We start from the raw sequence: 20,133 nt of genomic DNA, 5'->3' as shown, positions 1-20,133 counted from the left end.
TCTTCTAGCGCAACTGGTCGCTTGCGTACGAGAGGCAAAGTGGACACCAAGCGAAAAAAGATTGCATACGATTCTTGCGCGGATCGCGCACAATCGCCCATAATTTGTGCAATGCACAAGATAGCCCACCGGCTAGGCAGTGGGCACGAATCCCGATTTTGCTGATGATTCAAACGCTTGGCCGAATCTCGCCGATTGGCACGCATAATGCATTGGTTAATGCGACCAAACGGGGAAGCCTGAATGTCCAAAGCCGCCGAGATCGACATCATCTCCGTTTCGAAAGTGTACGGAACGACGACTGCTGTCGAGGCCATCAGCCTGAAAATACCGGCAGGCACCTATTGCTGCCTGCTTGGCCCCTCCGGCTGCGGCAAGACCTCGACGCTGCGCATGATCGCCGGCCACGAAAGCATTTCGTCGGGCGATGTCCGCCTCGGCAACATTGTCGTCACCGACCTGCCGCCGGCAAAGCGCGGCACGGCGATGATGTTCCAGTCCTATGCGCTGTTTCCGCATCTCGACCTTGTCGACAATGTCGCCTTCAGCCTGAAGATGAAGGGCGTCGACAAGGAGCAGCGCCGTGCCAAGGCGCTCGACATGCTCAAGCTGATGCAGATGGAGGCCTATGCGACGCGCAGGCCGGCGCAGCTTTCCGGCGGCCAGCAGCAGCGTGTTGCACTCGCCCGCGCTCTGATCACCGATCCCGAGGCGCTGCTGCTCGACGAGCCGCTGTCGGCACTCGACCCGTTCCTAAAGATACGCATGCGCGCCGAGCTGAAGAAATTGCAGACCTCGCTTGGCATCACTTTCGTCCACGTCACCCACAGCCAGGAAGAAGCCATGGCCTTGGCGGACCTGATCGTGGTGATGAATGACGGCCGCATCGAACAGGCGGCGCCGCCGCGAGATGTGTTCGAGAGGCCGGCCACCGCCTTCGTCGCGCGCTTCATGGGCGACCACAATGTGATCTCCGGCCGGGTCACCGGCGAGCGCGACGGCATGGTCGTCTTCGACGTCAATGGTGGCGCCTCGCTCGCCGCCCGCGGGCAAGGCCGGGAGGCGGGCCAGGAGGTTGGCACGCCGATCGACATCGCCATCCGCACCGACCATGTGCGCATCGGCGAAGCGCCCTCGCCCGGCCTCGGCTTCACCGGCATCGTCTCCAACATCGAGTATCGCGGCGCCACGGTGAAGCTGTCGGTCACCGGTGCCGGCATCGACGATTTCACGGTCATCATCGACGATTCCGACTTCTTCGCCAAACCCGTCGCCCTTGGCGGCGCCGTACCGCTCGCCTGGGATTCCGAGGACGCCATCGTCCTCGGGCGCCTTCATTCATGAGTTCGCAAAACAAAACAGGGGAATAGGAATGACAAAAACAGTAGAAACAAAGACCGGAATTTCGCGCCGTTCGTTGCTCAAGACAGGTGCGGCCGCCGTCGGCCTCGCCGCAGGCTCGGGCGCCATTACAGGCTTCCCGACCATCTGGGCGCAGTCCAACATCACGCTGCGCCAGTTCGGCACCGGCGTGTCGAACCTGAACGCGATCGCCGACAAGTGCAAGGCCGACCTCGGCATCACGCTGGAAATGACGGCGACCGATTCGGACGCGGCCGCCCAGCGCGCCGTGACCCAGCCCGACAGCTATGACATCGCCGACATCGAATACTGGATCTGCAAGAAGGTGTTCCCGAGCGGCGTGCTGCAGCCGATGGATGTCAGTAAGCTGAAATACTACGACGAGCTGGTGCCATTGTTCAAAACCGGCAAGCTGACGCCCGACAGCATCATTGCCCAGGGCACCGCGCCGCACACGGTCGGCTATGTCGAAGCGCAGGACTCAAAGACCTTCGCCAAGGCGCCGACCAAGTGGTTCACCATGGTGCCGACGATCTACAACGCCGATACGCTAGGCATCCGGCCCGACCTCGTCGGCCGCGACATCACCACCTGGGCCGACATCATGGACCCGGCCTTCAAGGGCAAGACCGCGATCCTCAACATCCCGTCCATCGGTATCATGGATGCGGCCATGATCATGGAGGCCACAGGCAGCATCAAATATGCCGACAAGGGCAACATGACCAAGGAAGAGATCGACAAGACGATCGACTTCCTCATCAAGGCCAAGCAGGCCGGCCAGTTCCGCGCCTTCTGGAAGTCGTTCGACGAGAGCGTCAACCTGATGGCATCGGGCGAAGTGGTCATCCAGTCGATGTGGTCGCCGGCCGTCGCCGCCGTGCGCTCCAAAGGCATCGCCTGCCGCTTCCAGCCGCTCAAGGAGGGCTACCGCTCATGGGGCGGCGGCCTTGGCCTTGCCGCCCATCTCAAGGGCGCCGAACTCGACGCGGCCTACGAATACATCAACTGGTATACGTCGGGCTGGGTCGGCGGCTATCTCAACCGCCAGGGCTACTATTCCGCCAATATGGTCTCGGCCAAGAAGTTCATGTCCGAGGACGAATGGGGCTACTGGATCGAAGGCAAGCCGGCCAAGGGCGAGATCAAGGCGCCGGACGGCACCGTCATGGAAAAGGCCGGCGCCGTGCGCGACGGCGGCTCGTTCGAAGAGCGTATGGGCAAGGTCGCCTGCTGGAACTCGGTCATGGACGAGGACCGCTACATGGTGAAGCGCTGGAACGAATTCATCGCGGCGTAGAGCGGACGCGTTCACTGTGATGTTGCGATCCTTCGCGCCCCCCTCTGTCCTGCCGGACATCTCCCCCACTTGGGGGGAGATTGGCAGCGTCATGGCCGGCTCTTCGTTAGCAACGTTGGAGTTTGGCGAAGGCCGTTATGAGAGTTCGATCTCCCCGCTCGTTGGGGAGATGTCCGGCAGGACAGAGGGGGGCGCGAAGGATCGCAAGTCATCGCGATCACGCGGAGGATTTTCCCAATGACAGTCGCGCTCGAACGCCCCGCCATCGCAGCAGCCAAGCCCGCCAGACGCCGCCGCGTCTCCCTTGGCGCCGTCACGCCCTATTTGCAATCGGCGCCGCTGGCGCTCATCCTCGGTGCGTTCCTGCTCTTGCCAATCATCATGATCGTCGTCGTCTCCTTCTGGGATTATGACTTCGCCGCCATGTATCCGGATTTCCTGACGACGAACTATTCCGACGTGCTGGGATCATGGGTCACCTGGAAGACCTATCTCAACACCATCAAATTCGCTGCCGTCGTCTGGGCTCTGACCTTGTTCATCGGCTTCTGGGTCGCCTATTTCCTCGCCTTCCATATCCGCACCACCGCCATGCAGATGGTGCTGTTCCTTGTCTGCACGGTGCCGTTCCTGACCTCCAACATCATCCGCATGATCTCGTGGATCCCGGTGCTTGGCCGCAACGGGTTGATCAACTCGACGCTGGTGCAATTGGGGCTGGTGCCAAAACCCATCGAATGGCTGCTCTATTCGGAATTCGCCGTGGTGCTGGCCATGGTGCATCTCTACACGCTGTTCATGGTAACGCCGATCTTCAACACGTTGATGCGCATCGACCGCTCGCTGGTCGAGGCCGCGCGCGATGCCGGCGCGTCCGGCTGGCAGGTCTTGTGGAACGTCGTCATCCCGCTGGCCAAGCCCGGCATGGCGATCGGCACCATCTTCGTCGTCACGCTGGTGATGGCCGATTTCTCCACTGTGCAGGTGATGTCGGGCGGCCAGAGCGCGTCGGTCGCACTGATGATGAAGAACCAGATGTCGCTGCTGCAGTATCCCGCAGCCGCCGCCAATGCCGTAGTGTTGCTGGTGTTGGTACTGTTGATGGTCGCGGGCATCCTGCGCATCGTCGACATCCGCAAGGAGCTTTGAGGTGAGCCACGAAAAACGCACCCTCGAATTCTATGTGCTTGCGGTCTTCTTCACTCTGTTCGTGCTGTTCCTCTACGGCCCGCTGTCGGCGATCCTGATCCTTTCTTTCCAAGGCGAGACCGGCGGCCTCACCTTCCCGCTCAATGGCGTGTCGCTGCACTGGTTCGCCAATCTGTTCGAGCGCCAGGCGGTCGGCGATTTCGGCGGCAGCTTCAAGCGCTCGCTCGTGCTCGGCCTTATGGTGATGATCGTCACCGTCGTCGTGTCGCTGCTGGCAGGGCTCGCTTTCCGGCAAAAATTTCGTGGCGCCACCGCTTTGTTCTACCTGGCGGTCGCCAGCCTCGTAGTACCCTCGATCATCATTTCGCTCGGCATCGGCGTCGTCTTCCAGCAGGTCGGCTTCCGCCCAGCCTGGTACACATCGGCCTTCGGCGCGCACCTGACCTGGACCTTGCCCTTCGGCGTGCTCATCATGTTCGCCGTCTTCAACCGCTTCTCGCCCGCCTATGAGGAAGCCGCGCGTGACCTGGGCGCCAACTCCTGGCAGACCTTCGCCCATGTCGTGCTGCCGATGATCGCGCCAAGCCTGATCGGCGTCGGCCTGTTCGGCTTCACGCTGTCCTATGACGAGTTCGCCCGCACGCTGATGACGTCGGGCACCTTCAACACGCTGCCGCTCGAGATCTACGGCATGACCACCAATGTCACGACGCCGGTGCTCTACGCGCTGGGCACGGTGACCACCGTGTTCTCCTTCCTGGTGATCCTGGCCACACTGGGCGCCATCCTCTATGTCGGCCGCAAGCGGGCCAGGGTTTGATTGTGCAGATACTGGTGGTGAACCCCAACACGACGGCGAGCATGACCGAGACGATCGCGGCGGCGGCGCGCGCCGTTGCCGGCGCCGGGACCGAGGTGATCGCGGTCACCTCCTCGATGGGTCCGGCCTCGATCGAGGGCTATTATGACGAGGCATTGGCCGTGCCCGGCCTTTTGATGGAGATCGCCGCCGGCGAACGTGCCGGGGCTCAGGCCGCCATCATCGCCTGCTTCGACGATACCGGCCTGGATGCGGCACGCGCCATGGCCTCCATTCCGGTCATCGGCATCTGCGAGGCCGCACTCGGTGTCGCCTCCTACATTGCCCAGCGATTCACAGTGGTGACGACCACCGAACGCTCGCGTGTCCCTGTCGAGGGGCTGGTGCAGCGCTATGGCATGGCCGGGCGTGCCCGCGTGCGCGCCGCCGACATTCCCGTACTCTCGCTTGAAGACGCTGCTTCCGGCGCTGTCGAGAAACTGCGCGCCGAGATCGCCCGCGCCATAGCGGAAGACCGCGCCGAGGCCATCGTGCTCGGCTGCGCCGGCATGGCCGACCTGGCACACCGGTTGCAGCAAGAGTTCGACCTGCCCGTCATCGACGGCGTCGGCGCCGCCCTCAAACAGGCCGAGGCGCTGATCGCATTGGGCCTGTCGACCTCGAAGCGCGGCTCCTATGCCAGTCCGCTGGCCAAGCCCTATCGCGGCGGGCTGAAATCCTTCTCGCCGGGGGTGGTCGCCGCGGAGTGAACGCTATGAAGCCTACCGTCCGCGCATTGTCTCCGCCGGAACTGACCGTTCTCATCGACTGGGCGGCGGCTGAAGGCTGGAACCCTGGCCTTGATGATGCCGCCGCGTTCCGGCCAACCGATCCTGAAGGGTTCATCGGCGCTTTTGTCGACAACGAGATGACCGCCGCCATCTCGGCTGTCGCCTATGGCGGCAACTTCGGTTTCATCGGTCTCTACATCTGCCGACCAGACATGCGCGGCAAAGGCCATGGCAAAGCAGTCTGGAATGCGGGCATGGCCAGGCTGGCCGGCCGAACGGTCGGCCTCGACGGGGTCGCCGCGCAGCTGGCGAATTATCGCCGCACGGGATTCAGCTCGGCGTACGAAACCATCCGCTTCAGCGGCCGTATCGCGACCCCGCCCGTCCGAAGCGAAGGGGTGCGCATGATAACCACGCAACTCGTGCCCGACATCATCGTCTATGACGCCCGCTGTTTCCCCGCGCCTCGACGAGCCTTCCTGCACCGCTGGGCGCAGCCGCCGCATTGCGGGTTCGCCGCGATCAGTTCACTCGGCACCATAGGCTACGCCGTGGCTCGTCCCTGCCGTTCGGGTTACAAGATCGGCCCGCTGTTTGCCGACGACACCGAGACGGCGATGCAGCTCATGGGCAGTCTGGCTGCCGCATGCGAAGGTGGCGACCTGCATATCGACGTTCCTGCCGAAAATTTCGATTTCACCACGGCGCTTTCAGCAATTGGTTTCAGGCCGACCTTCACCACCACGCGCATGTACAAGGGCCCGCCTCCGAAGGTCGACTCGCGCCGAATATTTGGCGTGACGACCCTGGAGTTGGGGTAGATCCCGGCGCCGACTGACAGGCTTGGTTTTTCGGGAGCCGGCGGGCGATGGACGAGCCGATCCGTAGTAGCGCCGCCTAAGTCGAATTGTCTGATGTCTCAGGCGGCGCTACGTCGTCCCGGCACGGGGTTACCCGGCGTCTCGTGGCCGATCGGCGTCACCAGAGTGAGGTCGGGATAGCCGCTTTCGATCAGCTCGACGGCGGCCTGCGCCACCTCATCGTCCGCCTGCAGCATGGACATGAAGACCTCGGTGCTGTCGCCGACCAGTCGGCTGATGCCTTGCGCATCGGCCGGTCCGCATTCGACGATGACCAGATCATAGGCGGTGGTCAGCGACTGCATGATGATCGGCAGCCGGTCGGCGGCGCGCATGGCGCGCACCGGATCGGCGGTGCCGACGGGAACGACATGGCAGTCCGAATAGAGGTCGGCGTGGATGACGTCGCTGAACTGCGCTTCCGAAGCCAGCAGATTGGTGATGCCGGGGAAAAGTCCGCTGTCCAGCATCGGCCGCGAGGCGGCACCTGACGCCGTGAGATCGAGCAGCAGCACGCGCAGGCCAGCGTCGGAGACTTCGCGCGCTACCAGCACTGCCGATGCAGCCGCCTCATCGCCTTCGGGCGACACAAAGATGGCGCGCGCAGCACCGCTGGCGATCAGCTTTTCCGCCGCCTTCTCGACATCGATCTCGCCAAGGCTGGAGCGGACAGGTTCGGCTTGCGGTTCGGAACCGGCAGCCGCTGCTCCTTCCAGCACTGAAGGAGCCGGCTCGGGCTCTGGCACCAGTTCAGACTCCACGGTCGTCGGCTGATCGTCCACTTCCACGACCTCAGGAGCCGGTTCCGGGTGGACGACCGGCGCCGACATTGCCGACATCGCAACCTGCTCGATACGCTCGAAGCGCGCCCCTGGGGCCGGACGCATGGCGCGGCCGGAAAACAGCTCCTGCAGCAGCGTGATGACCGACATCAGCAGCAGCGAGCCGACTAAGGCGGCGCCGACGATCGGCACGAGCTTGGGGAAATAGGGTTCCGACGGCACGCGCGCCTCGGAAAACACGCTGGCATCGACCGGCAGGTAATTCTTGCGCGAGGACACTTCGCGGAAGCTCGCCATATAGGATTCAAGCTGCTGGCGCCGGACGTTCGCCTCACGCTGCAGCGCATCCAGCTGGACTTGTTCCTCGCCGGCGCGCGACGACGCCGCTTTCAGCTTGTTGACGTCCGACATCAGCTGGTTTTCGCGCGCCTGGGCGGTCTGCGCCTGCGTCAGCAACCCGCGCATGATCTTTTGCGCCTCGTTGCGGATCTGACCGTCGAGATCGGCTAGCTGCGACCTCATCGCCCGCAGGCGCGGATGGTTGTCGAGCAAAGTGGTGGAAAGATCGGCGATGTTGGTTCTGAGCTCGATCTGACGCTCGCGCAGCCGCTGGATCAGATCGGAAGACAGCACTTCGGGTACAGCGTCCAGCGAACCGCCATTCTGCAGGGCCTGGCGCACCCTTTCGGCCGTTGCCTCAGCCGAGGCGCGGCTGGCGCGCACACGCGACAGCTCGCTCGATAGTTCGGACAATTGCTGTGTCGCCAGCACCGAATTGTTGCCAGCCATCAACAGGTCCGACTGAGCGGAGCGGAAGGCCGCGACCTTGGCCTCTGCATCCCTGACCTGCTTCTGCAGATCGTCGATTTCCGGCCCGAGGAAGGCGGTCGCGGCGGCGTTCGACTTGGTCTTGGCATCCGCCTGGTAGGCCAGGTAGGCCTTGGCGATGGCGTTCGGAATGTCGGCGGCAAGCTGGGGATCTTCAGAGGAAAATTCGACGGCGATGACGCGGGTCTTTTCCACGCCATAAACATTGAGCTTGTCGCGCATCTTCGTCAGCACGCGCTCTTCGAGCGGAATTTCTTCCGGATCGCTCTTCAGCCCGGCAATGACCAGGAGCCGGGTGACCGGCGACATGCCGAGCGCATCGTTGAACTCGGGCTTGTCGCCCAGCTTAAGGTCGGCAGCCACCTGCTTGAGAATGTCGGACGAGGAAATGACCTGAACCTCGGTTGCTACACCTTCCGCATCGAGCACAGGTTTGTCGTCTTCATTGGTGCCGGCAGGCCGCGTATAGGCCGATTCGCTCAACTGGATTTTCAGCTGCGTCGTGGCCTTATAATGCGGCGTGGCAAGCCACGCGAACGCGAAGGCGAGACCAGTGACGAGAAGCGTGATCACAAGAATGCGCAGCCAGTTCCGCGCCAGGCTGGCGAAGAGCTGTCTCAGGTCGACATCGACATCTGCGGCCGCGGACTGGTCGGACATGCATTCCTGCTCCGGACATGAGGCTAGATGGTAGCGTAAACAACTATGGTAACTCAGCCGTTAAGATCGCGGTAAGCAGCTGTTAGGGTTTGCTGACATCCGGTAAACAAAGCCAGCAAAACTATACGGCTTTTTGTCGATTGCCGCCAAATCGGCCGCGTCCCTTTACCGGCCATTAACCCTAACAGGATGATAACGAACCCAGATCCTTAAGGTTTGCCGCCGTGTCCTGGCGGCCATAGCGACGAAGGTGTGTGTCCGATCATGAAAAGCGCTGCTGGTCTGTTTCGCGCTCTGCTGGCCGTGTCGATCCTCGCCGGCTGCTCCAGCTACCGGCCGACGCCGGCGGCCTTCCACGAGGTACTCGACCAGCCCTATCGGCTCGGCGCCGGCGACCGTGTCCGCGTCACCGTGTTCGAACAGGACGGTCTGACCAACACCTACAGTGTCGATCAGTCCGGCTACATGTCCTTCCCGCTGGTCGGCGCGGTGCCGGCGCGCGGCCACACGGCCCAGCAGCTGGAAAAAGCGCTCGCCGACAAACTGCGCCAAGGCTATCTGCGCGACCCCGACGTGTCGGTCGAGATCGATCGCTACCGGCCGATCTTCGTCATGGGCGAAGTGGGCGCCGCCGGCCAGTATTCCTACGTGCCGGGCCTCACCGTGCAGAAGGCCATCGCGATTGCCGGCGGTTTCTCGCCGCGCGCCAACCAGGAAAGCGTCGACATCACCCGCGACATCAACGGCAAGGTGATGACAGGCCGGGTGGTTACCTCCGATCCGCTGCTGCCGGGCGACACGGTCTACGTTCGCGAACGCCTGTTCTGACATCAACGTGGCGGACCAGCTCAGGATCGTCCACTGCTTTCGCTCACCCGTCGGCGGAATCTTCCGGCATGTGCGCGACCTGACGGAGGCCCAGCTCGCCGCCGGACATGTTGTCGGCATCGTCTGCGATTCGACCACCGGCGGCGAATACGAGGAACGCCTGTTCGACCAGATGAAGGACAGCCTGGCGCTCGGCATCCATCGCACGCCGATGCAGCGCCATGTCGGGCCGGGCGACTTCGCCTCGGCCTGGCGCACTTACAGGATCATCAAGGAATTGCAGCCGGACGTGTTGCACGGACATGGCGCCAAAGGTGGCGCCTATGCCCGTCTGTTCGGCTCATTGTTGCGGGTATCTAGGTCTCGCGTAGCCCGCCTCTATTCGCCGCATGGCGGCTCCCTCCACTATGACGAAACGACGACCACCGGAAAGCTGTTCTTCGCGCTGGAGCGCTTCATGGCGCGCTTCACCGATTGCCTGCTGTTCGTCTCCGACTATGAGCGGCGCACCTATCGCAGGAAGGTCGGCGAGCCGCCGGTCCCGAACACGCTGGTCTATAACGGCCTGCGCGCCGCCGAATTCGAGCCGGTGGTCACACAGCCCGACGCAGCCGACCTGCTCTACATCGGCATGATGCGCGACCTCAAAGGGCCTGACATTTTCATCGACGCGCTGGTGCTGGCCGGGTCCCACCTTGAGCGCCGCTTGACCGCGGTCATGGTCGGCGATGGCGACGACCTGCCGCGCTACCATGCGCAGGTGAAACGGCTGGGCCTCGGAAAACAGGTCCGCTTCTTGCCGCCTATGCCAGCCAGGGAGGCCTTTGCACTGGCCGACCTCGTGGTTGTGCCGTCGCGCGCGGAAGCCATGCCCTATATCGTGCTGGAGACGCTGGCCGCAGGCAGGCCGATGATCGCCACGGCCGTCGGCGGCATTCCCGAAATCTTCGGTGAGGGATCCCCTGCCCTGATCCGTCCCGATCCGCGCCAACTCGGCGACAAGGTGGGTGAAGCGCTGCGCGATCTCGACGCCTACCGGCGCGTCATGCCCGACACCGCCAGGCTCAGGGCGCGATTCGGCGCCGATGTGATGGCCGCCGAAATCGAAAAGGCCTATTTCGCCGCGCTCAACAGATAGACGACCCTCCAAAACCACAAGTTGTCTCAAGGCTTTTTTAGCTCTCTTTCTGCTATCGTCATCGCGGAAGCTTGTGGGAAACCCGATGAACGAGACCGACCCCACGCGCCGCTTTTCGGCCGATGCGGTGCGCAAATTCGACAATCCTGCCGAGAGCCCCACGCCCGGCGGCATGAACAGTGTTGCCCGCCAGGTCGCCTCGCAATACCGGCGCGATACGATGTCGCCGGTCATGGTCAGCGGCGTATTGCGCATCGTCGAATTCGGCTTGCTGTTCCTGTCGGGGCTCGCGCTCTACTTCCACTTTGTCGGCTTCTTCAACTATCTCGCCTGGCAATATCCGCTGACCATTGCCGCGGCGTCATTCGTGGCCGTGGTGCTGCTCGACGTCAGCGATTGCTACCAGATCTCCGCCTTGATGCGACCGATCTCCAATCTCGGCCGCGTGCTGATGGTCTGGGCCGGCACCTTCGCGCTGATGTCGCTGACGGCCTTCATCATGAAAATGTCGGAGGATTATTCGCGTCTGCTGTTCGGCACCTGGTTTGTCGTCGGCCTGCTTCTGCTGTTCGGCCTCAGGCTGGTGATGTCGAAGCTGATCCGGCGCTGGGCGCGCAACGGCCGCATGGAACGCCGCGCCGTCATCGTCGGCGGCGGCAAGGCGGCCGAGATGCTGATCCGCTCGGTCGAGAAGCAGCCAGACAACGACATCCGCATCTGCGGCATCTTCGATGACCGCGGCGACAAGCGCTCGCCGCCGATCGTGGCCGGCTATCCCAAGCTCGGCACCATTTCGGAGCTGATGGAATTCGCCCGCATCGCGCGCATCGACATGCTGATCGTGTCGCTGCCGCTGACTGCCGAAACGCGCGTGCTGCAACTGCTGAAGAAGCTGTGGGTGCTGCCGGTCGACATCCGGCTCTCGGCGCATTCCAACGCGCTGCAGTTTCGCCCGCGCGCCTATTCCTACATCGGCTCGGTGCCGATGCTCGACATCTTCGACAGGCCGATCAACGACTGGGATTCGGTCGCCAAGCGCGCCTTCGACATCGTCTTCTCGCTGATCGGCATCATCCTGTTTTCACCGGTGATGCTGGCGACTGCCATCGCCATCAAGCTCGACAGCAAGGGTCCGGTGCTGTTCAAGCAGAAGCGGCACGGCTTCAACAATGAGATCGTCGAAGTCTACAAATTCCGCTCCATGTATACCGACCGCTCCGACCCGACCGCCAAGCAGACGGTGACCAAGAACGATCCGCGCGTCACCCGCGTCGGCCGCTTCATCCGCAAGAGCTCGATCGACGAGCTGCCGCAGTTCTTCAACTCGCTGTTCGGCACGCTGTCACTGGTCGGTCCGCGCCCGCATGCGATTGCCGCGCAGTCGCACAACCTTCTCTACAATGAGGTGGTCGACGGCTATTTCGCCCGCCACAAGGTCAAGCCCGGCGTTACCGGCTGGGCGCAGATCAATGGCTGGCGCGGCGAGATGGACACCAATGAGAAGATCCGCATGCGCACGGAATACGACCTCTATTACATCGAGAACTGGTCGATGCTGTTCGATCTGCGCATCCTGCTCATGACGCCGCTGCGGCTGCTCAACACGGAAAACGCCTATTGAGCGCGATTTCCCATGATGTGCCGCAGGCTGCGGTCAATGCCAAGCTGATCGGGCTGATATCCTCTGGCGCGGTGTTTTTCGGCGTCTTCCTGTCAGGCTTCGTCATCGACGAACCGGCGCCCTACGATCTTTTCATGCTCGGGCTGATCGGGGTGTGGGTGCTGTTTGGCCTGCGCATATCGCGCGCCGCCGTGCCGCTGCTCGTGCTGCTGATCACGATGAACATCGGCGGCATGATTGCCATGACGCAGATGGCCGATCTCGCCAACACACCGCTCTATCTCGCCGTCTCCCTGTTTCTCGCGTTCACCGCGGTGTTCTTCTCGTCGGTGACGGCGGTGCAGCCCGGCCTCTACCGGCTGATCTTCATCGCCTATGTCGTCTCCGCGGTGGTGACCTCGCTGCTCGGCATTGCCGGCTATTTCCACGCTTTCCCGGGCGCTGAAATCTTCACCAGATACGACCGCGCCCAGGGCGCCTTCCAGGATCCGAACGTGTTCGGGCCGTTCCTGGTGCTGCCCGGCATCTATCTGCTCTATCTGCTGTTGACCGGCTCAATCGCGCGCATGCCGCTTCTGGCGGTGCCGCTGCTGATCATCACCGCGGGCATCTTCTTTTCGTTCTCGCGCGGCGCCTGGGGCATGTTCGCCGTCTCGGCCATCCTGCTCACCGGCGCCCTGTTCCTGCAAAGCAACAGCGGCAAGTTCCGGCTGCGCGTCATCATCATGACCATTGCCGCCGTCACCCTGCTGGTGGTCGCCATGATCGTCATTCTGCAGCTGCCCGGCGTCGGCGAGATGTTTTCCAGCCGCGCCCAGCTGGAACAGAGCTACGACACGGCGCGCCTTGGCCGCTTCGCCCGCTACACGATCGGCTTCGAGATGGCGCTCGAATATCCGCTCGGCATCGGCCCGCTGGTGTTCGGCACCATTTTTGGCGAAGACACGCACGACATCTGGCTGAAGACGTTGATGGATTATGGCTGGCTCGGCTTCGTCTCGTTCCTGTCGCTGACGCTGTGGACGATCGCCGCCGGCTTCCGCATCCTTTTGCGCGACCGGCCATGGCAGCCCTATCTGCTCTGCGCCTACGTCGCTTTCATCGGCAATATCGGGCTCGGCACCTTCATCGACATCGACCACTGGCGCCATGTCTACCTGCTGCTCGGCCTGATCTGGGGCGCGATCGCGCTGGAATACAGGCATCAGCGCGGGTTGCGGGCGGTGGCGCAACGCTAAACCGATGGGAAAGCCGCCGAGTTCGGATGACTTCGCCTTCGGAACGAATTGCGACCGACGATTTCGTCTATCTCGCGATACCGGTCACCCGCTCGGGATACCGCACTGCCAGCATCGATTTGGTGGCGTGATCGGCAAAGATGGCGCTGACCTTTTCGGCGTCGAACCGCGCCCTGCGTTTGCGCTTCTCGTCGTCCAACAAGATGCCGCTGATGGCATCGAACTTGCGGCCAAAATTCTTCATCAACCCTCTCTTGACCGGCCAGCTGCGGCTGAAGCGTCCGGCCCAGGGGGTGCCTTTCGCCAGGTCGCGATAGACAGCCATGGCGTCGACCTCGACACCGACTGGCCGAGGCTCCCAAGGTTTGCCCCACGCGAAGTGCCGCGCATAGCACCTGCTGAAAGGGATCTGGCTGCTGTAGTTGGTCATCACGTTCCAGAACGGGTGCATCGTCTGCCATCGGCCTTCGAAGGCCACGTTCAATGCGCCCTGATCCATTCCGTAGACATGCTCGGACGCCAGCTGCCGCGTGCGCTCCAGAAGCCCCTCAGCCCTGAGCAGGGGCATGTTGAAGAGAAGAACGCCGGCGTTGAATTTCGGCGCTCCAGGCTGCATCGGCAGATGTTGCCTGTACTTTGCATCGAAGTAACTCTGCTCGTCGTGAGCGGCCAGCAACGGTGCATTGAGCGGGGTGTTGCAGAGATCGGCTATCGATCGGTTGAAAAGCACGTCGGCGTCTGAATAGGCGATGCGGTCGTATGGCTCGAATTCAGGCAATTGATCGGCAAACAGCCTGATGTAGGTCGCAAGGGTGGGATGCGTTCCACGGTTGAAGTTCGTCGCCTCCATGAATTTCGTTACGTCGATGATGCCGATCCTCCCATCGAACAAACGCTCACCGGCAGACCGGTCTTCGGCGGAGATCATGCCAGTGTGCAGGATAAAGCCGTCGACCGGTGCCGAAACATCCAGGACGCGGCGAGCCGCCAGACAGGCAAAGGGGAAGAATTTTTGGTCGGCAGCAAAAAAGAAACATGATCTCTGTTGCATGCTACAATGCCCGCCCGTTGACTGTGGCCCGTCGTAGCGGCTCAAGCGAACCCTCCCAGTACTTCTGGGAAACTGACGGCCAGGGCCCCGGAATCAGCTTGCTCCGCATAGATCTTGTGGGTCTTGCGGCCATCATAGTAAGCCCGCCGTTTCTTTCTCTTATCGTTGAGCAGAAGCCCCCGAGCGGCATCGATCCGGCGCCCCAGCCTCTTCAGCACGCCTCGCTCGAATGGAATGCGTTGCCGAAAGCGTTGAAGCCAAGGCGTGTCCTTCGCAAGGTCGCGATAGACCGCCAAGGCGTCGAGCTCTACGCCGACCTGGCCTCCCCATGGCTTGCTGCCTGAAAAATGCCGGGCGTATGCCTGAGAGAATCGATACTCTTTCGTGTAGTTGGACATCAAATTCCAGTTCGGATGCATCGTCTGCCACTTGCCTTCGAAAGCGATGTTTAGCGCGTTCTGGTCGTTCAGCTTTTTCTCGATGGCGACTTGACGGGTATGCTCCAAAAGCGATTGCGCACGCACAGATATCATGTCAAACAGCAGCACGCCCGAATTGAAGTACGGAGCTCCCGGCTGCATCGAGAGCTTCTGCCGATAGGTCGGCAGGAAATACATATAATCATCATGGGCCGCCAGCAGCGGGGCCTGAAGCTTCTGGCCTGTCAGGTCGCCAATGTCTCGGTTGAACAACACGTCGCAGTCCGTGTACGCGATACGATCATAAGCTTCGAATTCAGGTATCTGGTCCGCAAACAGTCGAATGAACGCGGCAATGCCGCTGTCGCGAAATCCGGATCTCACCTTCTCCATGAACGACGAAACGTCGACCAGTTCGACTTGACCCTTGAGCAGGCGCCGCGCCACCCGCATGTCATCGTCGCCTGCGTCAACGTAAAGAATGAAGCCTGGCGTCGTCGCCGCCGAGACGTCCAATATTCTGCGCGCTGTCAAGCATGCATACGGAAAATAGCCCCCGTCAGCCGCAAGAAAAAAGCAGGAGTTCACGTCCAATCCTTCTCGTCGCTCGAGCGCGAGCCATATCCCCTTGGTGTTTCATCGACAAGTTGGATGTTGGTGCTCACTATTGAACGTTTGCCTGGATATTTGGGTGCGTCCCACTTTCTCAGCTATCCGCAGAGCCGCCGCGATTCCGCACGCTGTCGCCAAGCGAGGTGATATTCGTTCGGCTCGTTCACATGCACCGTTTTAGCCCTTGCACCACAACTCTCGAAAATATAAGGCTTTGCGCGGTCCGGAGTGTAGCGCAGCCCGGTAGCGCACTTGACTGGGGGTCAAGGGGTCGTCGGTTCGAATCCGGCCACTCCGACCAAACAACACAGGCGACTAGCTGCTTCCCCCAAGTGGCCATGCAATTTCTCAGCCCCACTGCAGCGACCAGCAAGATGCGTTCTTACGGTGTCGCACCGGCATGTCGCTCCAAGAAAAATTCGATCGGGCCGGTAAGAAAAGCAGCCTCCTGCTTGATCTTCTCGTCGCTCCATTCCCACCACCGGATCGCCAGCAACCTCCCAATGACATCATCTGAAAAGCGATAGCGGATGAGCTTGGCCGGGACCCCGCCGACGATGGCGTATGGCGGCACATCCCTGGTGACGACGGCCCCGGCCGCGACAATGGCGCCATCGGCGATGTGAATGCCTGGCATGATCAGCGCATCGCGGCCGATCCAAACATCATTGGCAATGGTGATGCCCACGGGTTCGCCACCGTGTTCAGTGGGATCAACTGATTCCATCAAGCGGCTATGGATCGGGAATGTGGTTGCAGCCCAGGGCGTGTGACTTCCTCCCGAACACTCAAAGCTGACATTGCCGGCCACCGAACAAAACGCCCCTATGGTCAACGGAGTGGCGGCAGACGTTCCAAACACCTTCCTCCGGCTCACCCCATAGGTGTGACGTCCGAGGATCACGGTTGAGGGCAGCCTGGATCGAAACGGATTCCTCATGCATAGCCATCCCGTCACAGTGACTTCCTATGCTTCTGATGCCATAAATCCAAGGGCGTCCGCCACAGACGATATCTACCGGCCTTTGCAACCTGCTGGCCGACTGGCACCGAGCCGTAAGCATTAAAGAACGCATGTACGCGCGGCTCAGCGAACTGCTTTTTGCCTCGGGTGTTGTAGTGCCGAATCGGCAGGCGATGCGGGCTGATGGTTCGGCCGTTTTGAGAAAGGGCTACCCCGAGGCCAAACTGCTCCGGCGCCCATGTGTCGGTCACCTCATGAACCACCTTGATAGCGGCGAAAGCGTCAACCATAGCACTGAGGCTTTCTCGGTGAATTCCAACGATGCCGCTGTTCCACATCGGCTCCTGGCCGGTCAAAACCTGGCCGCCGATGCTGATGTTCTTGCCCGGCAGCGCACGTTGATAGATGCGGTGCTTCCCTTCGCACAGGCGCATGATGGAGTGGATCGCAGAAATCGAGTGGAAGCCCTTCGACGGGTCACCCACCGGGTACATGTCGGTGTCCATGAAAAGCAGCCGATCAGCTCGCCGCAAAAGCTCACGCATCGTCCCGGCCTTGATGCCGAAATGATATCTTCCACCGAAAGACCACTGCTCTTTCTGTTCGGTCGTTATAAGCATTGTCTCAATGGGATAACCGCGAAAGAGTTCAGACCTGTCCGTTGCGACAGTTATTCTGGCGGTCGGGCAATGGTGCAAAAGCTTGAGGGCGCTGAGCAGCGCGCCGCGATGGTAAAGCTCGTTCTCACCATAGGCGATGTAACCAAAAACGTCGTTCATTCCGCCACGTATAATGGGTCGTTCAATCTTCTACTAGCTGCGCTCGCAGTCGTTTTGCTCCCAGAAATCTCCTGCTGAAATCAGCCGACGATTCGCTACTGGCACACATCGACCCATTCGGCGCCGACGATCTGTGCCATGCGCTGCGGGCTGAGCCTTACAGCGGCGTTGGTGGCGCCGGCCGCGGGCACGACTTCATCGAAGGCGCGCAGCGAGACGTCGCAATAGACCGGCAGCGGCGCCGGCAAGCCGAATGGGCAGACGCCGCCGACGGGATGGCTGGTAATCGCGACAACCTCGTCGGCGTCAAGCATGCGCGGCTTGCCGCCGAAACGGTCCTTGAATTTGCGGTTGTCGAGCCTCGACATGCCGCCGGCCACGATCAGCATGGTCTCACCGCCGACGCGCAGGCAGATGGTCTTGGCGATCTGCGCCGGCTCCACGCCATGCGCCTCAGCCGCCAGCGCCACCGTCGCGGAACTCGCTTCGGTGACGAGCACTTCGACATCGGGCGCATGGGCAGCCAGGAAGGCGCGCACGGATTCAAGGCTCATCTCGGCATTGTCCCATTCGAAAACGGTTAGCGTTCACACTGGATAGCTTCACGCTCGGTCGGCGGCAACCTCCCCGCCCCTCGACGGCTGCAGCGGTACCAGGCCGGGCGGGTCGCGCCGCATGTCAGCAACACAAGGCGCATCCCCCGTGCGGGAGATGTGTTCGGGCTGCTGCATTGGTAGGTCGCAATGGATCAGGGCCGGCGCTGATGCTGTGCTCCCACGACCAACCGGAGAGATCATCATGCTCAAGCTCGCCTCGGCTCTGGCGCTGCTGCTTATCGGGACGGCACCGCTGCTTGCCGACGACATGCCGATGAACGCGGACGCCATCAAATGGGGCCCTGCTCCTGCTGTGCTGCCCGCCGGCGCGGACATGGCTGTCATCGCCGGGGACCCCTCGAAGGATGGCATCTACGTGCTGCGGTTGAAGCTGCCGGCCGGCTACAGGATTGCCGCGCACAACCATCCCACCTCGGAATATGTGACGGTGATTTCCGGCAATTTTCATATCGGCATGGGCGACAAGCTCGACGAGACCAAGGGCATCGAACTGACCGCCGGCGGCTTCGGCGTAGCCCACAGGGAATGAACCATTACGCCTGGACGACAAGCGCTACGATCGTCCAGGTTCATGGCGAGGGGCCGTTCGCGATCACCTACGTCAACCCGGCGGACGATCCGAGCAAGAAGTGACATTCGCCGTTGGGCGAATGCAACAAGCCCGCCAGGGCAAACCATGGCGGGCTTGTTGAACGACGCTTGGCCGTTGTTTATGAAACGGACCGGTTTTCCACAGGCGCCGTGGGCGCCGGGGCATCGATCAGGGCCGTTTCCGGCAATTGCAATGCTGCGGCGATCCGGCGAAGTTTCGTCGGATCGGTGTCCTTGCCGCTCTCTATGTCGGCAATCTCGCTGGTCGACAGACCGCAGGTCAGGGAAAGCTCTTCAATACTGTATCCCTTTGTCTCCCGGATGGCTTTGAGGCCGGGGTGCTCGAGCGCAACGTCGGCCGCCAGCCTGGAGAAGGGTTCGTGTTTTGCAGTTTGGGCCATTGGCAACTCCATGGGGCTAAAGAGTTTTGGATCAAATGATAGGGTGTTGCCTGAGAGCCGGGACAATGCCCGCTTGACGGCGATTTGCCAAGGCCCAAACCGACCGTCACAGCATCGTGAACCGGCGTCAAAACCGCAGGCGCCAGGGCACATATAGGATCTCCGCCCCGATCTCCCAATCAAGTTCTTTTGAAGGGCCGCAGGCCGAAGTGTTCAGCGGTTTTGCGCCGCTCGCGCGTTAGCCTGATGTTGCTGGCAGCCGCATCGGGCCAGCTTTTCCCAAGAGGATCAGATCCATGACATTCAAGACATCAGCCATCGTGCTCGCCACGATTTCAGGCCTCGCTGGCGCGAGCATGGTCGCGGCGCAAGCCGCCGAGGCCGTGCGCATTCGCGGCACGGTGACCGCCTTTGCCGGAGCGACGCTGACGGTGAAGACCCGCGAAGGCGCTACCGACGCCATCGCGCTGGCTGAAGGGTGGAAGATTTCCGGCGTCGCCAAGGCGGATGCCGGGGATATCAAGCAAGGCGATTTCCTCGGCATTGCCTCTGTTTCGAAGGCCGATGGCGGCAGCGGCGCGCTCGAGGTGGTGATCTTCCCGGCCGCGCTGAAGGGCGCCGGCGAAGGCGACCGCCCGTGGGATCTCGAGCCCAACAGCCGGATGACCAACGGCACGGTCGCCGATGTCACCGAGATTGCAGGTCGCACGGTGACGCTGACCTACGACAATGGCCAGAAAAAGCAGATCGCGATCCAGCAGACGACGCCGGTGGTGACCTTCGCGCCGGCGACGCCCGCCGACCTCAAGCCTGGCGCTGTGGTGTTCGTCAACGCCGAGCGCGGCAGTGACGGCAAGCTGACCGCGGGCCGGGTCGTTGTCGGCACAAACGGCGTCATTCCGCCGATGTAAGTTGCCGACGAAGCCGCCAGACACAATCCAGAAACAAAATTCTACAGTCCGGAAAAACTGTCGAAAAGTTCGGAGGCGATAGTCATGACTGCGGGGTTCACCGGCACCGATCTTGCTCGGTGACGGCCAAATTCAGCCCGCGCAGAAAAGGAAACGAAGTCATGAAGAAGTCCCTCCTGTCGGCTCTCGGGCTGGCTTTTGCCCTGGCTGTCTCTCTGCCGCTCATCGGCGCCAGCAGCGCCGACGCAGCACCGCTGCACAAGAAGCATCACCACCATCATCATCATCACAACAAGCATCACCGCCATCACCATCACCACCCACACCACCCCCACCACCCCCACAAGAAGGTGGAGGCCAAGGCGGGCCGGCCCGGGCGACGTGCCCAACGGGGCCGCTGGGCCCGGAGGCCTCGACAAGGCCGCCGGAGCG

Annotated in this window: 20 protein-coding genes and 1 tRNA gene; 13 read left to right on the top strand and 8 right to left on the bottom strand. The window is 61.9% G+C overall.

The genetic code is table 11. The annotated features are described in order from the left end of the window. Positions 1-243: 243 nt before the first annotated feature. The 6 genes from NKJ64_RS16055 to NKJ64_RS16030 all read left to right on the top strand — a co-directional run bounded on the left by NKJ64_RS16055 (position 244) and on the right by NKJ64_RS16030 (position 6,222). The gene (locus tag NKJ64_RS16055; RefSeq protein ID WP_352462914.1) at positions 244-1,344 is read left to right on the top strand and encodes an ABC transporter ATP-binding protein; all 1,101 of its coding nucleotides are present in this window, start codon (positions 244-246) and stop codon (positions 1,342-1,344) included. Positions 1,345-1,372: 28 nt separating this feature from the next. Further along, entirely contained in the window at positions 1,373-2,662 is a 1,290-nt protein-coding gene (locus tag NKJ64_RS16050; RefSeq protein WP_023682324.1) for an ABC transporter substrate-binding protein, read from the top strand. 237 nt (positions 2,663-2,899) lie between these two features. Continuing rightward, positions 2,900-3,811 (top strand): ABC transporter permease, encoded by a 912-nt coding sequence (locus NKJ64_RS16045; protein WP_352462913.1) that lies wholly within the window; start codon positions 2,900-2,902, stop codon positions 3,809-3,811. A 1-nt stretch (position 3,812) separates the two neighbouring features. Continuing rightward, positions 3,813-4,631 carry an ABC transporter permease gene (locus NKJ64_RS16040; protein WP_352462912.1) on the top strand — a complete coding sequence of 273 codons (819 nt, stop codon included), beginning with the start codon at positions 3,813-3,815 and terminating at the stop codon, positions 4,629-4,631. Between the two features lie 2 nt (positions 4,632-4,633). Then, entirely contained in the window at positions 4,634-5,380 is a 747-nt protein-coding gene (locus NKJ64_RS16035) for an aspartate/glutamate racemase family protein (RefSeq protein ID WP_352462911.1), read from the top strand. Between the two features lie 5 nt (positions 5,381-5,385). Then, the gene (locus NKJ64_RS16030) at positions 5,386-6,222 is read left to right on the top strand and encodes a GNAT family N-acetyltransferase (protein ID WP_023669392.1); all 837 of its coding nucleotides are present in this window, start codon (positions 5,386-5,388) and stop codon (positions 6,220-6,222) included. A 98-nt stretch (positions 6,223-6,320) separates the two neighbouring features. On the opposite strand, the gene NKJ64_RS16025 is transcribed toward NKJ64_RS16030, so the two are convergent. After that, positions 6,321-8,531 carry a GumC family protein gene (locus tag NKJ64_RS16025; RefSeq protein ID WP_352462910.1) on the bottom strand — a complete coding sequence of 737 codons (2,211 nt, stop codon included), beginning with the start codon at positions 8,529-8,531 and terminating at the stop codon, positions 6,321-6,323. Positions 8,532-8,795: 264 nt separating this feature from the next. On the opposite strand from NKJ64_RS16025, the gene NKJ64_RS16020 reads away from it, so the two are divergent. The 4 genes from NKJ64_RS16020 (at position 8,796) to NKJ64_RS16005 (ending at position 13,356) form a co-directional block, all read left to right on the top strand. Further along, positions 8,796-9,359 (top strand): polysaccharide biosynthesis/export family protein, encoded by a 564-nt coding sequence (locus tag NKJ64_RS16020; protein WP_023682330.1) that lies wholly within the window; start codon positions 8,796-8,798, stop codon positions 9,357-9,359. Positions 9,360-9,366: 7 nt separating this feature from the next. After that, on the top strand, positions 9,367-10,497 hold the full coding sequence (locus tag NKJ64_RS16015; RefSeq protein ID WP_352462909.1) for a glycosyltransferase: 1,131 nt from the start codon (positions 9,367-9,369) through the stop codon (positions 10,495-10,497). An 85-nt stretch (positions 10,498-10,582) separates the two neighbouring features. Further along, positions 10,583-12,118 (top strand): undecaprenyl-phosphate glucose phosphotransferase, encoded by a 1,536-nt coding sequence (locus NKJ64_RS16010; protein ID WP_352462908.1) that lies wholly within the window; start codon positions 10,583-10,585, stop codon positions 12,116-12,118. Further along, positions 12,115-13,356: an O-antigen ligase family protein gene (locus NKJ64_RS16005; protein ID WP_352462907.1), complete on the top strand. Its 1,242-nt coding sequence runs from the start codon at positions 12,115-12,117 to the stop codon at positions 13,354-13,356. The genes NKJ64_RS16010 and NKJ64_RS16005 overlap by 4 nt, the downstream gene beginning before the upstream one ends. Positions 13,357-13,423: 67 nt before the next feature. On the opposite strand, the gene NKJ64_RS16000 is transcribed toward NKJ64_RS16005, so the two are convergent. Both NKJ64_RS16000 and NKJ64_RS15995 read right to left on the bottom strand, forming a co-directional pair. Continuing rightward, positions 13,424-14,452, bottom strand: coding sequence for a glycosyltransferase family 8 protein (locus tag NKJ64_RS16000; protein WP_155923836.1), 1,029 nt, complete (start codon positions 14,450-14,452; stop codon positions 13,424-13,426). Beyond that, entirely contained in the window at positions 14,449-15,414 is a 966-nt protein-coding gene (locus NKJ64_RS15995; protein WP_245270329.1) for a glycosyltransferase family 8 protein, read from the bottom strand. Before NKJ64_RS15995 ends, NKJ64_RS16000 begins: the two co-directional genes overlap by 4 nt. A 248-nt stretch (positions 15,415-15,662) precedes the next feature. Here NKJ64_RS15995 and NKJ64_RS15990 point away from each other — a divergent pair. Further along, positions 15,663-15,739 (top strand) — tRNA-Pro (locus tag NKJ64_RS15990). 81 nt (positions 15,740-15,820) lie between these two features. Here the strand turns inward: NKJ64_RS15990 and NKJ64_RS15985 are convergent. From NKJ64_RS15985 to NKJ64_RS15975, 3 genes are all read right to left on the bottom strand, one after another. Beyond that, positions 15,821-16,249 carry a CatB-related O-acetyltransferase gene (locus NKJ64_RS15985; protein WP_280799930.1) on the bottom strand — a complete coding sequence of 143 codons (429 nt, stop codon included), beginning with the start codon at positions 16,247-16,249 and terminating at the stop codon, positions 15,821-15,823. A 143-nt stretch (positions 16,250-16,392) separates the two neighbouring features. Continuing rightward, positions 16,393-17,181 carry a hypothetical protein gene (locus tag NKJ64_RS15980; RefSeq protein WP_352462906.1) on the bottom strand — a complete coding sequence of 263 codons (789 nt, stop codon included), beginning with the start codon at positions 17,179-17,181 and terminating at the stop codon, positions 16,393-16,395. Positions 17,182-17,276: 95 nt separating this feature from the next. After that, positions 17,277-17,735, bottom strand: coding sequence for a YbaK/EbsC family protein (locus NKJ64_RS15975; RefSeq protein ID WP_023669382.1), 459 nt, complete (start codon positions 17,733-17,735; stop codon positions 17,277-17,279). Positions 17,736-17,979: 244 nt separating this feature from the next. Here NKJ64_RS15975 and NKJ64_RS15970 point away from each other — a divergent pair, with 244 nt between their 5' ends. Next, positions 17,980-18,327 carry a cupin domain-containing protein gene (locus NKJ64_RS15970; protein WP_245270328.1) on the top strand — a complete coding sequence of 116 codons (348 nt, stop codon included), beginning with the start codon at positions 17,980-17,982 and terminating at the stop codon, positions 18,325-18,327. Between the two features lie 181 nt (positions 18,328-18,508). On the opposite strand, the gene NKJ64_RS15965 is transcribed toward NKJ64_RS15970, so the two are convergent. Then, positions 18,509-18,790: a helix-turn-helix domain-containing protein gene (locus NKJ64_RS15965; protein WP_023715403.1), complete on the bottom strand. Its 282-nt coding sequence runs from the start codon at positions 18,788-18,790 to the stop codon at positions 18,509-18,511. Between the two features lie 296 nt (positions 18,791-19,086). Between NKJ64_RS15965 and NKJ64_RS15960 the strand changes: the two genes are divergently transcribed. Beyond that, positions 19,087-19,701, top strand: a complete 615-nt coding sequence (locus tag NKJ64_RS15960) for a hypothetical protein (protein ID WP_023829437.1) — start codon at positions 19,087-19,089, stop codon at positions 19,699-19,701. A 41-nt stretch (positions 19,702-19,742) separates the two neighbouring features. On the opposite strand, the gene NKJ64_RS15955 is transcribed toward NKJ64_RS15960, so the two are convergent. Continuing rightward, a partial coding sequence (locus tag NKJ64_RS15955; protein ID WP_352462905.1) for a hypothetical protein occupies positions 19,743-20,133 on the bottom strand: 391 nt, incomplete at its 5' end.

It is taken from the genome of Mesorhizobium sp. M0062 (assembly GCF_040323125.1).
Lineage (GTDB): Bacteria > Pseudomonadota > Alphaproteobacteria > Rhizobiales > Rhizobiaceae > Mesorhizobium.
The sequence above is the reverse complement of the archived record's forward strand: the minus strand, read 5'-3'. Positions and strand labels throughout refer to the sequence as shown.